Genomic DNA, 14,605 nt, shown 5'->3' on the forward strand with positions numbered 1-14,605 from the left:
CTGCGGCTAGTTTCCTAGTTTGCTCTTTGATTTTCATTGAGCATAAGATCATTACATTGTTTATAAGTTTAAAAATAAAAAAAGGAGTTTTTGTCATGAAAAACTGGAAAAAATATGCTTTTGCATCTGCTAGTGTAGTCGCTTTGGCTGCTGGTCTCGCTGCTTGTGGAAACCTTTCAGGTAACAAGAAAGCTGCTGACTCAGCTTCAGGTGATAAGACTGTTATCAAAATGTACCAAATCGGTGACAAACCAGATAACTTGGATGAATTGCTAGAAAATGCTAACAAAATCATCGGAGAAAAAGTTGGTGCTAAATTGGATATCCAATATCTTGGATGGGGTGACTATGATAAGAAAATGTCAGTTATCACATCATCTGGTGAAAACTACGATATCGCCTTTGCATCTAACTATGTTGTAAATGCTCAAAAAGGTGCCTATGCTGACTTGACTGACTTGTATAAGAAAGAAGGGGCAGAACTTTACAAAGCACTTGACCCAGCTTACATCAAAGGTAATAGCATTAACGGTAAAATTTACGCAGTTCCAGTTGCAGCCAACGTTGCATCATCTCAAAACTTCGCCTTCAACGGAACTCTTCTTGCTAAATACGGTATCGATATTTCAGGTGTCACTTCATACGAAACACTTGAGCCAGTCTTGAAACAAATCAAAGAAAAAGCTCCAGATGTAGTGCCATTTGCGGTTACTAAGAACTTCATTCCATCTGATAACTTTGACTACCCAGTTCCAAATGGACTTCCATTCGTTATCGACCTTGAAGGGGACACTACTAAGATCGTAAACCGTTACGAAGTGCCTCGCTTTAAAGAACACTTGAAGACTCTTCACAAATTCTATGAAGCTGGCTACATTCCAAAAGATGTAGCAACAAGCGATACTTCATTTGACCTTCAACAAGATACTTGGTTCGTTCGTGAAGAAACAGTAGGACCAGCTGACTACGGTAACAGCTTGCTTTCACGTGTTGCGAACAAAGATATTCAAATCAAACCAATCACTAACTTCATCAAGAAAAACCAAACAACACAAGTTGCTAACTTTGTTATCTCAAACAACTCTAAGAACAAAGAAAAATCAATGGAAGTGTTGAACCTCTTGAACACTAACCCAGAACTCTTGAACGGTCTTGTTTACGGTCCAGAAGGCAAGAACTGGGAAAAACTTGCAGGTAAAGAAAATCGTGTTAAAGTACTTGATGGCTACAAAGGAAACACTCACATGGGTGGATGGAACACTGGTAACAACTGGATCCTTTACATTAACGAAAACGTTACAGACCAACAAATCGAAGATTCTAAAAAACAATTGGCTGAAGCTAAAGAATCTCCAGCGCTTGGATTCATCTTTAACACTGACAATGTGAAATCTGAAATCTCAGCAATCTCTAACACAATGCAACAATTCGATACAGCTATCAACACTGGTACTGTAGACCCAGACAAAGCTATTCCAGAATTGATGGAAAAATTGAAATCTGAAGGTGCTTACGAAAAAGTATTGAACGAAATGCAAAAACAATACGATGAATTCTTGAAAAACAAAAAATCATAAGATCAATTGATTTCGTGTATTCATTCCTAATTCCTAAAAATGTGATCACTGTTTTCCTCAGGTTTGTCTGGGGAAGGCAGTGATTTTTTGAAATAAAGATATAGATATTCCTGTTCCTCATTTTCCTTATTGTAACCATTTAGGAAATCTCAAGCACCATTTAAGATTTAGAGTAAGGATTTAGGAAATTATGGCTTATATTAGAGATGTCTCGAGTTTACAAAGGAGGGATTACATGAAAAAGTATCAGCTTGTCTTCAAAATAAGTGCAGTTTTCTCTTACTTATTTTTCGTATTTGGTCTTTCTCAACTGACGCTTATTGTTCAAAATTATTGGCAATTTTCTTCCCAGATTGGCAATTTCTTCTGAATTCGAAATCTCTTGAATTTGCTATTTAGTGGAGTCATGATTTGGATTCTAGTTAAGACAGGTCATGGTTATCTCTTTCGCATTCCGAGAAAAAATGGCTTTGGTATTCGATTTTGACAGTACTAGTGGTAGTGCTCTATATCTCTTTTAACGTTCAGACAGCTAAACATGTTCAGTCAACTGCTGAAGGTTGGGCCGTATTGATCGGTTATAGTGGGACCAACTTTGCTGAGCTAGGTATCTATATAACCCTGTTCTTTCTGACTCCACTTATGGAAGAGCTGATTTATAGAGGATTACTGCAACACGCCTTCTTTAAGCATTCGCGATTTGGCCTTGATTTGCTCCTTCTGTCAATTTTATTTGCTCTTCCTCATTTTTCAAGTCTGCCTAGTCTGTTAGATATTTTTTTCTTTGCAACATTTGGAATCATCTTTGCCGGTTTGACCCGCTATACCAAGAGCATTTATCCATCCTATGCGGTGCATGTGATTAATAATATTTTCGCAACATTACCATTTTTGCTGACTTTTTTATATAGGGTGTTTTGGTAAAATATTAGTTCGAGAGTTAGGAATGATAGCTTTTCAATTTAAGGAGGAAAATGAGAATGACACCATTAAAATGGTTTGCTGGAGGCAGCGAAAGACGTTGTGAAGCCATGACGATTATAAAACATCTATTGGAAGATATAAAGGATACGCCTCAACTGACTTCCTTGAAAAATCTGTTAGTGAGTTATAAAAGACGATTGGAGGACGATGGGACCTCTATTCCGTTTATATTGAGTCAAATGAATGTTGATATCTCACGTGTGTTGATTGATAATAGGTTGATTTTGTCAGAAAGTCAAGCCGAGCAAATCAAAAAATTGAGAGAATTATCTGCGATTCGCTATGGTTACTGATGAAATGCAGGGATAAATCCCTTTCTACAATTTCCAGTCAAATAAATTGCATTCGTTTTCTCAAGCAGGTATACTAGTATAGATAGATGAAAAATTCTGAAAATTTAAGAATAGAAAAGAGAACAAATCTTATGGCAAAAGATATTCGTGTCTTACTTTACTACCTTTACACTCCAATTGAAAATGCAGAGCAATTTGCTGCAGACCACTTGGCTTTCTGTAAATCAATCGGTCTTAAAGGCCGTATCCTAGTCGCTGACGAGGGAATTAACGGAACAGTTTCAGGTGATTACGAAACAACTCAAAAATACATGGACTACGTTCACAGCCTCCCAGGCATGGAAGACCTCTGGTTTAAGATTGACGAAGAAAATGAACAAGCATTCAAGAAGATGTTTGTTCGCTACAAGAAAGAGATTGTCCACCTTGGTTTGGAAGACAACGACTTTGACAACGACATCAACCCACTTGAAACAACAGGTGCTTACTTGTCTCCAAAAGAGTTCAAAGAAGCCCTTCTTGACGAAGATACCGTTGTCCTTGACACACGTAACGATTATGAGTATGACCTAGGACATTTCCGTGGAGCTATCCGTCCAGACATTCGCAACTTCCGTGAGTTGCCACAATGGGTCCGTGACAACAAGGAAAAATTCATGGACAAGCGTGTCGTGGTTTACTGTACAGGTGGCGTTCGCTGTGAGAAATTCTCAGGTTGGATGGTCCGTGAAGGCTACAAAGATGTTGGCCAATTGCACGGAGGAATCGCAACTTACGGTAAAGACCCAGAAGTTCAAGGTGAGCTTTGGGATGGGAAAATGTACGTCTTTGACGAGCGTATCGCAGTAGATGTCAACCATGTCAACCCAACTATCGTAGGGAAAGACTGGTTTGATGGAGCACCATGTGAACGTTATGTCAACTGTGGAAATCCATTCTGTAACCGTCGTATCTTGACATCAGAAGAAAATGAAGACAAGTACCTTCGTGGATGCTCACACGAGTGCCGTGTTCACCCACGTAACCGCTATGTTTCAGAACATGAATTGACACAAGCTGAAGTTGTCGAGCGCCTAGCCGCTATCGGTGAAAGCTTGGATCAAGCAGCTACTGTATAAGATTAAACAGTCCTTAGGGGCTGTTTTTCTATGCTTTTTACTCAAAAATCTAAAGTTTGTTTCTGTATCTTTCAGGATAATAATGTATACTATGTGTAAACGATTTCAAAGGAGTCCAGTTATGACGAAAACATTTTTTATTCCAAATAAACAGAGCATTTTAGGAGAACAGGAAATTTTGACTGCCAAGTCTATCTTGGCCTTGGTAGATGGCTTGGAGTCACATAGCTATGATGCAGTCTATCTGCGTCAGCCTCTTAATCGTCTTGAGTATATCGAGTGTGCGATAGTGGGGCAATCGCAATTTCTCTTTAAAGTTAGCTATGCTGATGATCAAAAGGCATATCGTGTCGATCTTCCTGACCTACTAACGAAGACAGACTGGCAGATTATCAAAGCATTTTTAGAAGCCCTACTTGCTTATACAGGAACTGAGATTGAGGGGCTTGATGATTTTGACTTTGAAGCTTATTTCCAAGCAGGTATTCAAGCCCATCTGGCTGATAGTGCAGCCCGCTTTACGATTTGCCAAGGAATTTTTAATCCTGTTTTCTTTAGTCACGAGGACTTGAAAAGCTTTTTAGGGGAAGATGGCTTGGCTCAGTTTGAAGCGCGTGTGCGTGTGGTTCAAGAGACAGATGCTTACTTTGCAAGAGTTTCCTTCTATCAAGATGGAGAAGACCAAGTGCACGGTGTTTACCATCTGGCTCAAGGGGTCAAGACCGCTTTACCGAGAGAACCATTTGTTCCTGCAGCCTATATTGAGCAATTGGTGGATAAGGAAGTCAAGTGGGAGATTGACTTGGTTCAAATCACAGGAGATGGCTCTAAACCAGAAGACTATGAAGCTATCGCTCGCTTGGATTATGCAAAATTCTTAGAGTCACTACCATCAGCATCTTACCACAAACTAGACGCCAATCAATTAGAAATAAAACCCATCCTAGGACAAGATTTTAAAACATTAGCACAAGAAGAGTAAAGCAGAAGCAGGTCAATCGACTTGCTTTTTTGACATAGAAAAAATCCTGCCATGAAAGACAGGATTGAAGTTTAAAGAAAGGCCAAGATACGAAGGTAATCTCCAATCAGTGCCACTTCAGCTACAAAGAAGAGGAGGATAATAACTCCGTTCACAAGGACAGATAAGAATAACTGATAGAAGGAGTCGGTTTCACTTGCTTGACTTGGTCTTGTAATGATATGGAGACTGGCAAGCAGAATGATTCCAATGCTAATCACACACAAGAGGGCTGTAAATCGCAGGCTGTCAAAGAAGGCAAAGAAACTAGCAATAGCAGTGAGGAAGATTGGAATTGCCAAGAGTTGACTATATTGTTGGAGAATCTTTTCTAGCGTCCAGTCCTTTTCTTGGTAGATAAATCGTCTCACAACGAAACTACCCAAGAGGAATGAAAAGAAGAAGAGTGTTGTTGCTACTAGGATAGAGATAATCGAAAAGAGATTCAATGAAGCAAATTGTTCAGGGAAGTGGCTGTTTATAGTTGCTATATGTCCATAGTAGGCTTGTTTGATGTGGTAGATACTAAAGAAAAAGGAAGATGAAGAAAATAGAATGAGCAAGAGAAAGGCTGTGTAGCTGTGTGTGCTACTTGTTTCCAGATTACTTGTTGGAGATTTGAGAGCTTCTAATAGCCAAGACCAAAATAGTGAGATTTCTTCCTTTAATCGGGCAGTTTTGTGGGGGTCAATTTCTGGGATATAGGGACTTTCTAAAGCCTTGTTGATAAGGTTTTTAACTTTGGCTGAACTTTCTTGGGTCTTATCCTGATCAGCCTTGGCTTCTCCCTGTTCTTCAGTTTGATTTTCTTCTATTGTTTCGGGAGCTTCCTCATCATGAGTTTCAGCCTCTTTAGAAGAAATGTCTGTCTCTTCGCTTGCTTGTATATCAGTATCTACAGGCTCGACAGTCTCTGTTTCTTCAGGCTGATTTTCTGATGTTGTCTTAGGTGCTTTCTTCTCAAGATCGGCACTTTCAAACCATTCTTGTTTCATGGTAGGACCTCCTTTTTAGTTAGATAAATATGCTTTCATAGTAGCAGATGTAAGCGCTTTTGTCAACGATTTCTAGAAGCAGACTCGTGTTCCTCTGATTTAAGTAGATAGATATCCTGTTCTGCTCTTGCCATGAGTTGATCTTTTGCATCTGCTTTTTCTGTCTTATAAGGATTGCTTAATCGTTCATCTTTGTTTTCTTCGTTTTTAAACGAACGTCTTCCTTCTCTCACAAAATGAAGAATAGACCCATGTTTTGTTGAAAGATCTAAGTTGATTCTTTGTTTTTCTTCTTCAGAAAGTAGGAGTTGTAGGTCTGTTTTCGCTACCAATTCCACCTTGCCGTGAACTTGGATTTTTTCAGCGTGGAAGTGATGTTCTGTTGACTCTAGCTGACTATCTGTAAGGTCTGTATCAAAGATATTGATAATATTTGGTGTTGTGAGTTTACTGTTTTTGATACGACTTCCTTCAATTCGGAGGAGATAGCCATTATTGGTATTGATGGTCGCATTTTCAAGACTAGCCTTGGTGATACTAGTTTGACCACGATTGGCTGAAATGTTGATTCCTTTTAGACTTCTCCCTTTTGGCAATTGGAGAATAACTTCTTCAAAACGACTAGAGTATCTGCTTGCGATATGGAGAATCCCGCCAATTCCAGAAGAGAGAAACGGAGTTTCAGACAGTTTCTTATCAGTGAGGCTCAGCGTTTTATCGTTCTGATTTGTGATAAGATCATGGTGAGCAGAAAGTGATGGATGGTAAGAAATGTGGATTTGATCATCGAAAGAGTCTGTGATGGTCAGCGCGTGTTGGTGGAGCGTAATTTCTAGGTTTTCGACTTCCTTGCCAAAGGTCAACTCTTCCATCCGACTATCATAGACAGGCTCCTTGGACATGGCAAGTAGGCTCTTGATTCCGTCAGATTGAATACCTACAAAAAGCAGGATAAATCCGATAACGGTAGTCACCACACCAAAAATGAGAAATCCTTTTGTCAATTTACGCATGCTGGTCACCTCTCTTTCCTTTTTTAAGAACAAATTGCACCAGGCGAACAATGAGTAGGCCGAAGAAGCGAGCTACATAGGAAATACCTAATAAAACTAGCGAAGAAGCACCGATAGCCAGTAAACCAGAACCAAAAATCAAGATAAAGGCTGATTTAGCTTGGGCTAGGACAGTGAAACTTTCAACTAAAAATAGGAATCCGCCGATGATACCAAGTATGGAAACCGCAAAGAAAGCTAGAATGACAGTCAAGGCTGCCACAAGGATTGCGAACAGGGACACGAGGATGGCGATTCCCAGAGGAATACCGATGGGTGCCGCAAGGAGAGCTAACAAGGCGATATGCAAAATTTGTCGGTTATTCTTTTGAGCGGGTGCCTCATTGATTTTTTTATCGAGAAGATTGGAGAGGACTTCGTGAGCTGCTTCCTTAGGAGTTCCCAAGCTAGCGATGAGTTCTTCTTCTCCTTCGACTCCAGCATCGTCAAAGAGTTCTCTGAAATAGTCCATGGCTTCGATGCGGTCAGCTTCAGGTAGTTTCTTGAGATAGACTTCTAGCTGAGTCAGGTATTCAGTTCTTGTCATGGCGGATACTCCCTTCTATGATGCCATTGATGGTGTCTGTATAGAGTGCCCATTCATCTTTTAGGGTCACGAGCTGTTCTATACCACCATTTGTCAAGGAGTAGTATTTGCGCATGCGACCTTGGAACTCTCTAGAATAGGTTGTCAGAAAGCTATTGCCTTCCAATTTTTTTAGGATAGGATAGAGTGTAGATTCTTTGATATTAGCGATCAGCTTAATGGTTTGGCTAATCTCATAACCATAAGAATCATCCTGCTCCAGTACAGCCAAGATGAGAAATTCAATCAAGGCAGAGGATGTTGGAAAGTACATGGGAAACCTCCTTTTCTAATGTGTAAGATTTTTATATATAATTTTTCTACACATACATTGTACATCTAAAAGAAAGCCCTGTCAAGAGAAATGTGTAAAATTTTTATATATAAAAAACTTCTAGGAAAAACTAGAAGTTTAGAGGATTTTATCAGCTCTGTCCACTGTGAAGAGAGCCACAGTCATCAGGATATCGACGAGTAAGAGGGCAGCTATAGCTGGTACCCATGAGTGGAAAAGGTCAAAACTGTAACCAAATAGGGTTGGTCCAAAGGCTGCTAGAATATAGCCTCCTGTTTGAGATAAGCCAGACAATTGGGCAGTCTTTTCAGGGGCGCTTGTCTTGAGTGAAAAGTTGACCATGAGATAAGGGAAGAGGGCGCTGGTTGCGGTTCCGATGAGGAGATGGATGGCAAGCCAGTAAATGAAATTATTGATTGGGAAGAAGAGCATGGAAATGCCGACCACACCAACTAGTGAAACCAGAGTGAGCATGAGCTGACGGTTACGAGTAGATAAACTGGTTGTCAGGCTTGGGATAGTCATTGAAAAAGGAATGCTAATCAAAGAGAAGATAGAGGTCAGCAAGCCAGCTTCGTGACTGGATAGGCCTGCATGGATAGCCATGGTCGGTAACCAGGTCATAGCGGTGTAAAAGAGCAAGGATTGAAAACCTGCAAAGACAATCACTGCCCAGACCTGTTTATTACGTATAACCTTTGTTTGGCTTTTTTGTTTGGTTTGTGGAGCCAGTCTGTGATTATAGCGGTGATTTGGGAGCCAGACCAAAAAAGTTGCTAGACAGAGCAGGGTGAGGAGGATGATGAGTCCTTTCCAAGAACTGGCCTGTGTAATAGGCACGGCCAGATAGGAAGCAAGAGCTGTCGCAATCCCCATAGAGGTTACATATAAGGTGGTCAGAAAACCAATCTTCTTTGGTTGATTGGCTTGGATGAGACTAGGAAGCAGAACATTGATGACTGCGATACTTGCCCCAACCATCAAGGTTCCTAGATAGAGCAGGGGTAGATTGATTAGTCGAATCAGAGAACCGATAGTCAAGAAGAAGAGGCTGTAGGTAAAGAGATGCTCCAAGCCAATTTTCTGAGCCAGTCGGGTAGAAAATAGCGAGAAGAGGGTAAACATGAGGAGAGGAAGGCTGGTCAAGACACCAAGTGAACTAACTTCTACTCCCAACCCTTGCGAAATATCTCCCAAAATAATGGGTAAAACAGTAAAAGGAGTCCGCAAGGAAACACCAATCAGGATAATACCTGGAACAAAAAAGAGTGATTGCTTTTTCATAAAATACCTCTTCTAGCTGATTTTAATAACAGCTTATTTTAAGGCTTTTTCCCTATAATGTCAAGTAAGGTTTCTGGCTTTCAAGATAAAAATGGGAAAGTCTTGAAAATTATGATAAAATAGTGGAAGGAAATCTATATATTGGAGAAAAACTGTGCTTGAAAAGCAAAAAATTAGCGTCTTGATGTCGGTCTATGTAAAGGAAAATCCGACATTTTTGAGAGATGCCATTAATAGTATTCAAAATCAAACCTTGAAACCGAGCGAATTGGTTCTCGTAGAGGATGGACCTCTCACACCAGAACTCTATCAGGTATTAGAGCAGGTTGAAGCTGAGTCTGATATTCCAGTGAAACGTTGCCCCTTAGAAGAAAATCAAGGTTTGGGTCTGGCTCTTCGACAGGGTGTTTTGCAGTGTCAGTATGATATTATTGCCCGTATGGATACGGATGATATTGCTGTTCCAGATCGTTTTGAGAAACAGGTTCAGTTAATGGAGAAGGACAACCTCGACCTATTAGGTGGCCATATTGCAGAATTTATTGATAATCCTGATGAGATTGTTTCTTACCGTCGTGTTCCGACTCAACATGCAGATATTGTGGCTTATCAAAGGATGAGAAGTGCCTTTAACCACATGACTGTCATGTTCAAGAAGAACATGGTTCTCAAGGCAGGCAACTATGAGGATGGCCTTTATATGGAGGATGACCTCCTCTGGCTCAATATGATTGCTGCAGGAGCTAAGACTGGAAATCTGGATCAAATCTTGTGTAAGGTTCGTGTTGGAGCAGGAATGTTTGAGCGTCGTGGGGGACCACGTTATCTCAAACTCTATCGTCAAGCTCGTCAGCGCATGCTGAAGAGAGGGCAAATTTCTTACATGGAATATGCCAAGAGTGTTGCGATTCAGATGGTTGTTGCCCTTTGTCCTGGATTTGTCCGACAGTTTATTTTTATGAAACTGTTACGAAAAAGCAATTAAAAGATTGTAGCAAATCGTAAACTAGAGAAAAAGTGTTATAATAACAATATAACTATTCGACTCTTTTAAGGAGGAGTAAATTTCTATGAATAAAAAACTCACAGATTATGTGATTGATCTGGTGGAAATTTTAAATAAACAACAAAAACAGGTTTTCTGGGGAATATTTGATATTTTGAGTATGGTGGTTTCCATCATTGTATCTTATATCTTATTCTACGGCTTGATTAATCCAGCACCTGTTGACTACATTATCTATACGAGTTTGGCCTTCCTGTTCTATCAATTGATGATTGGATTTTGGGGGTTGAACGCTAGTATTAGTCGTTACAGCAAGATTACGGATTTCATGAAAATCTTTTTTGGTGTGACTGCTAGCAGTATCTTGTCATATAGTATCTGCTATGCCTTCTTGCCTCTCTTCTCTATCCGTTTTATCTTCCTCTTTATCTTGTTGAGTACTTTCTTGATTTTATTGCCACGGATTACTTGGCAGTTAATCTACTCCAAACGCAAAAAGGGAAGTGGTGATGGAGAACACCGTCGGACTTTCTTGATTGGTGCCGGTGATGGTGGAGCTCTCTTTATGGATAGTTACCAACATCCAACTAGTGAATTAGAACTTGTCGGTATTTTGGATAAGGATGCGAAGAAAAAGGGTCAAAAACTTGGTGGAATCCCTGTTTTGGGTTCATATGAGGATCTTCCTGAATTAGCCAAACGCCATCAAATCGAGCGTGTTATCGTTGCGATTCCGTCGCTTGACCCGTCAGAATATGAACGTATCTTGCAGATGTGTAATAAGCTGGGTGTCAAATGTTACAAGATGCCTAAGGTTGAAACGGTTGTTCAGGGACTTCACCAAGCAGGTACTGGCTTCCAAAAAATTGATATTACGGACCTTTTGGGACGTCAGGAAATTCGTCTTGACGAATCGCGTCTGGGCGCAGAACTGACTGGTAAGACAATCTTGGTTACAGGTGCTGGAGGTTCGATTGGTTCTGAAATCTGTCGCCAAGTTAGCCGCTTCAATCCTGAACGCATCGTCTTGCTCGGTCATGGGGAAAATTCAATCTACCTTGTTTATCATGAACTGATTCGTAAGTTCCAAGGGATTGATTATGTACCTGTTATTGCAGACATTCAAGACTATGACCGTCTGTTGCAAGTCTTTGAGCAGTACAAGCCAGCTATTGTTTATCATGCGGCAGCCCATAAGCACGTTCCGATGATGGAGCGCAATCCAAAAGAAGCCTTCAAAAACAATATTCGTGGAACTTACAATGTTGCTAAGGCTGTTGATGAAGCCAAAGTACCTAAGATGGTTATGATTTCGACAGATAAGGCGGTTAATCCACCAAATGTTATGGGAGCAACCAAGCGCGTGGCTGAGTTGATTGTCACTGGCTTTAACCAACGTAGCCAATCAACCTACTGTGCAGTTCGTTTTGGAAATGTTCTTGGTAGCCGTGGTAGTGTCATTCCAGTCTTTGAACGTCAGATTGCTGAAGGTGGGCCTGTAACGGTGACAGACTTCCGCATGACCCGTTACTTTATGACCATTCCAGAAGCTAGCCGTCTGGTTATCCATGCTGGTGCCTATGCCAAGGATGGAGAAGTCTTTATCCTTGATATGGGCAAACCAGTCAAAATCTATGACTTGGCCAAGAAAATGGTCCTTCTAAGTGGACACACTGAGAGTGAAATTCCAATCGTTGAAGTTGGAATCCGCCCAGGTGAAAAACTCTACGAAGAACTCTTGGTATCAACCGAACTGGTTGATAATCAGGTTATGGATAAGATTTTCGTTGGTAAGGTCAATGTCATGCCTCTAGAAGCCATCGATCAAAAGATTGAAGAGTTCCGAACTCTCAGTGGAGATGAGTTGAAGCAAGCCATTATCGCCTTTGCCAATCAAACCACCCACGTTGAATAAAAAAGAAAACGCATATTATCAGGCCTTGAACCTTGGTAATATGCGTTTTGTTATGTAGAGATTAGCCTCATTTTCATTGAGTATGAAAATGAGTTGTTGCCCAGTCTTTATCATGTTATTGAAAATACTCTAAAACTTGTAGGGGTTTGTGGGCGATATAATCAGGTTGATAGTTTAGTAGATCTGCTTGCTCTCCAAATCCCCAAGTGACGGCCAATTTCTGAATGCCTGTTTCTTGAGCTCCCAGCATATCAAACTTGGTATCTCCGATGATGATGGCTTGTTCTGGTGCTAGTTGATGTATCTGCAAGGCTTGGCGAATGACATCTGCCTTATGGGGTGCTTTAGGGCTGGAACCATAAATGCCATCAAAGAAATGATAGATTCCCAAGTTTTTACTCATGTCTTGAGCGGTTGGAGTATTCTTTGTAGTGGTGATATAAAGAGGGTAATTGCTCGATAACTTCTCAAGCAAGTCTACAATCTGAGGAAAGAGTTGAGCTTCATGGATGCCTTTTACTTTGTAGTAAGAACGGTATATCTGCACGGCTTCAGAGATTAGTTCTTTGGGAAGGCAGGTCGCAAAACTACTTTCAAGAGGCGGTCCCATAAAACCACGAATAGTTTTGGCATCAGGGCTAGGTACCCCCAGCTCCTTAAAGGTATGGGTAAAGGAATTGTGAATCCCGATAGAGCTGTCAACGAGGGTTCCATCTAGATCGAAAAAGATAGCTGTGATAGAGGTCATGGTTTCTCCTATTTTGATAAGCTTATTCTCCGAAAATTTCTTTTTGGAGGCGACGACCAGTAGGGGTGGCAGCGAGTCCACCTTCAGCTGTTTCACGAAAGGCGGTTGGCATGCTTGCTCCTACTTGGTACATGGCATCGATAACTTCATCCACAGGAATTTTAGATTCGATACCTGCCAAGGCCATGTCTGCTGCGATGAAGGCAAAGCTGGCTCCCATGGCATTACGTTTGACACAGGGAACTTCGACCAAGCCGGCAACAGGGTCACAGATAAGGCCCAGCATATTTTTAATGACAAAGGCAATGGCCTGGCTGGCCTGATAAGGTGTTCCACCGGCAGCTAGAGTCAAGGCTGCAGCACTCATAGCAGAGGCCGAACCAACCTCGGCCTGACAGCCACCTTCAGCACCTGAGATAGAGGCATTGTTTGCGATGACTAGTCCAAAGGCACCGGCAGCAAAGAGGAAATCCAGTTGTTGCTCGTGACTGAGGTCTAATTTTTCAATAGCAGCTGTTAGAACTGAGGGCAGACAGCCAGCACTTCCTGCGGTCGGAGTGGCACAAACCAAGCCCATTTTAGCATTATGTTCATTGACTGCGATAGCATTTCGGGCAGCAGAGAGAATTGTGTAATCTGACAGAGTGTTTCCGTTTTTGATGTAGTGATCCAATTTGGCAGCATCCCCACCTGTCAGGCCACTACGAGATTTATTTTCATTGAGGCCAAGTTGGACAGAGGCTTTCATGACTTCCAGATTGCGTTCCATGAGAAGGAAGACTTCTTCACGTTCGCGACCTGTCAATTCAAACTCTGTTGTAATCATGAGTTCTGCGACATTTCCTTGAAAGTCCAGATCTGCTTGCTCGACCAATTCTTTAATAGAATAAAACATGCTTCCTCCTATTTAAAGAAATTGACATTGTGGAGATGAGGGATTTTTCGAATTTCTTCGATGGCCTCATCACAGTTGCGACTATCGACTTCGATAATCATAATGGCTTTTTCACCAGCTTTTTCACGAGTGACATTCATCTGGGCGATATTGATATCATAGCGAGAAAGTGCCTCCGTAACAAGTGCAATCATACCTGGAATATCTTGATGAACAATGATGATAGTCGGTGTATTCATATTGAGAGAGACGGCAAAGCCATTGAGTTCGGTTACCTGAATATTCCCTCCACCGATAGAAATACCAGTCACGCTGATGGTCTTGTGGGCATTTTTAACGGTAATTTTAGTGGTGTTTGGATGAGGAGCATTACTGTCTTTCTGAATGGTCCAGACAATCTTGATACCGCGCTTGTGGGCAATTTCCAGGCTGTTTGGGATTTCAGGATCATCTGTATCCATGCCCAAAATACCTGCAACAAGGGCTAGGTCTGTTCCGTGACCACGATAGGTCTTGGCAAATGAGTTAAAAAGTTGGAATTCAACTTCTGTCGGAGTATCATCAAAAATGGAAGAGACAATCTTCCCAATACGAACAGCACCAGCGGTATGGCTACTAGATGGGCCAATCATAACTGGTCCGATGATATCAAAGACAGATTGAAAACGAAGTGATTTCATCAGTTTCCCCTTATAAAAATTCTTATCTCTATTATATCAAAGAATGAAGGTCTTGGCTTTAATTGTGGATGAAAACCTTTTTACACTACAAATAGCATAAAAAAGCATCTTTTGTAACAAAAAATAGCTTGTTTAGGGAAATAAAAAATACTTTTG

14 protein-coding genes and 1 pseudogene are annotated in these 14,605 nt (G+C 41.0%); 7 read left to right on the plus strand and 8 right to left on the minus strand.

The window, feature by feature from the left end; all coding sequences use genetic code 11:
* Nucleotides 1-95 precede the first annotated feature (95 nt).
* From EII37_RS02385 to EII37_RS02410, 5 genes and pseudogenes are all read left to right on the plus strand, one after another.
* The gene (locus tag EII37_RS02385) at nt 96-1,577 is read left to right on the plus strand and encodes an ABC transporter substrate-binding protein (protein WP_124787480.1); all 1,482 of its coding nucleotides are present in this window, start codon (nt 96-98) and stop codon (nt 1,575-1,577) included.
* Between the two features lie 235 nt (nt 1,578-1,812).
* Nucleotides 1,813-2,501, plus strand: a pseudogene (locus EII37_RS02395) (lysostaphin resistance A-like protein).
* 56 nt (nt 2,502-2,557) lie between these two features.
* Nucleotides 2,558-2,854, plus strand: a complete 297-nt coding sequence (locus EII37_RS02400) for a bacteriocin immunity protein (RefSeq protein WP_185695939.1) — start codon at nt 2,558-2,560, stop codon at nt 2,852-2,854.
* 131 nt (nt 2,855-2,985) lie between these two features.
* Nucleotides 2,986-3,972 (plus strand): rhodanese-related sulfurtransferase, encoded by a 987-nt coding sequence (locus EII37_RS02405; RefSeq protein ID WP_049499167.1) that lies wholly within the window; start codon nt 2,986-2,988, stop codon nt 3,970-3,972.
* Between the two features lie 121 nt (nt 3,973-4,093).
* A complete protein-coding gene (locus EII37_RS02410; protein ID WP_124787482.1) occupies nt 4,094-4,954 on the plus strand; it encodes a DUF4299 family protein in 861 nt (286 codons plus the stop codon).
* A 71-nt stretch (nt 4,955-5,025) separates the two neighbouring features.
* Here the strand turns inward: EII37_RS02410 and EII37_RS02415 are convergent, their stop codons facing one another.
* The 5 genes from EII37_RS02415 to EII37_RS02435 all read right to left on the minus strand — a co-directional run bounded on the left by EII37_RS02415 (nt 5,026) and on the right by EII37_RS02435 (nt 9,205).
* Nucleotides 5,026-5,988 carry a DUF6574 domain-containing protein gene (locus EII37_RS02415; protein WP_124787483.1) on the minus strand — a complete coding sequence of 321 codons (963 nt, stop codon included), beginning with the start codon at nt 5,986-5,988 and terminating at the stop codon, nt 5,026-5,028.
* A gap of 62 nt (nt 5,989-6,050) precedes the next feature.
* Complete coding sequence (locus EII37_RS02420) at nt 6,051-7,001, minus strand: DUF4097 family beta strand repeat-containing protein (protein ID WP_124787484.1); 951 nt, start codon at nt 6,999-7,001, stop codon at nt 6,051-6,053.
* Entirely contained in the window at nt 6,994-7,587 is a 594-nt protein-coding gene (locus EII37_RS02425; RefSeq protein ID WP_045605207.1) for a DUF1700 domain-containing protein, read from the minus strand. The genes EII37_RS02420 and EII37_RS02425 overlap by 8 nt, the downstream gene beginning before the upstream one ends.
* Nucleotides 7,574-7,900, minus strand: coding sequence for a PadR family transcriptional regulator (locus tag EII37_RS02430; protein ID WP_000273858.1), 327 nt, complete (start codon nt 7,898-7,900; stop codon nt 7,574-7,576). Before EII37_RS02430 ends, EII37_RS02425 begins: the two co-directional genes overlap by 14 nt.
* A 138-nt stretch (nt 7,901-8,038) precedes the next feature.
* Nucleotides 8,039-9,205: an MFS transporter gene (locus EII37_RS02435; protein ID WP_124787485.1), complete on the minus strand. Its 1,167-nt coding sequence runs from the start codon at nt 9,203-9,205 to the stop codon at nt 8,039-8,041.
* 154 nt (nt 9,206-9,359) lie between these two features.
* Between EII37_RS02435 and EII37_RS02440 the strand changes: the two genes are divergently transcribed.
* Both EII37_RS02440 and EII37_RS02445 read left to right on the plus strand, forming a co-directional pair.
* A complete protein-coding gene (locus EII37_RS02440) occupies nt 9,360-10,190 on the plus strand; it encodes a glycosyltransferase (protein WP_124787486.1) in 831 nt (276 codons plus the stop codon).
* A gap of 85 nt (nt 10,191-10,275) precedes the next feature.
* Nucleotides 10,276-12,126, plus strand: coding sequence for a nucleoside-diphosphate sugar epimerase/dehydratase (locus tag EII37_RS02445; RefSeq protein ID WP_124787487.1), 1,851 nt, complete (start codon nt 10,276-10,278; stop codon nt 12,124-12,126).
* Nucleotides 12,127-12,241: 115 nt separating this feature from the next.
* Here the strand turns inward: EII37_RS02445 and EII37_RS02450 are convergent, their stop codons facing one another.
* The 3 genes from EII37_RS02450 to sdaAB are packed head-to-tail and all read right to left on the minus strand — an operon-like array spanning nt 12,242 to nt 14,449.
* Entirely contained in the window at nt 12,242-12,874 is a 633-nt protein-coding gene (locus tag EII37_RS02450) for an HAD family hydrolase (RefSeq protein WP_124787488.1), read from the minus strand.
* Between the two features lie 22 nt (nt 12,875-12,896).
* A complete protein-coding gene (gene sdaAA / locus EII37_RS02455; protein ID WP_124787489.1) occupies nt 12,897-13,769 on the minus strand; it encodes an L-serine ammonia-lyase, iron-sulfur-dependent, subunit alpha in 873 nt (290 codons plus the stop codon).
* A gap of 8 nt (nt 13,770-13,777) precedes the next feature.
* The gene (gene sdaAB / locus EII37_RS02460; RefSeq protein WP_000838909.1) at nt 13,778-14,449 is read right to left on the minus strand and encodes an L-serine ammonia-lyase, iron-sulfur-dependent subunit beta; all 672 of its coding nucleotides are present in this window, start codon (nt 14,447-14,449) and stop codon (nt 13,778-13,780) included.
* Nucleotides 14,450-14,605 lie beyond the last annotated feature (156 nt).

The organism is Streptococcus sp. OH4692_COT-348 (assembly GCF_003859975.1).
Classification (GTDB): domain Bacteria; phylum Bacillota; class Bacilli; order Lactobacillales; family Streptococcaceae; genus Streptococcus.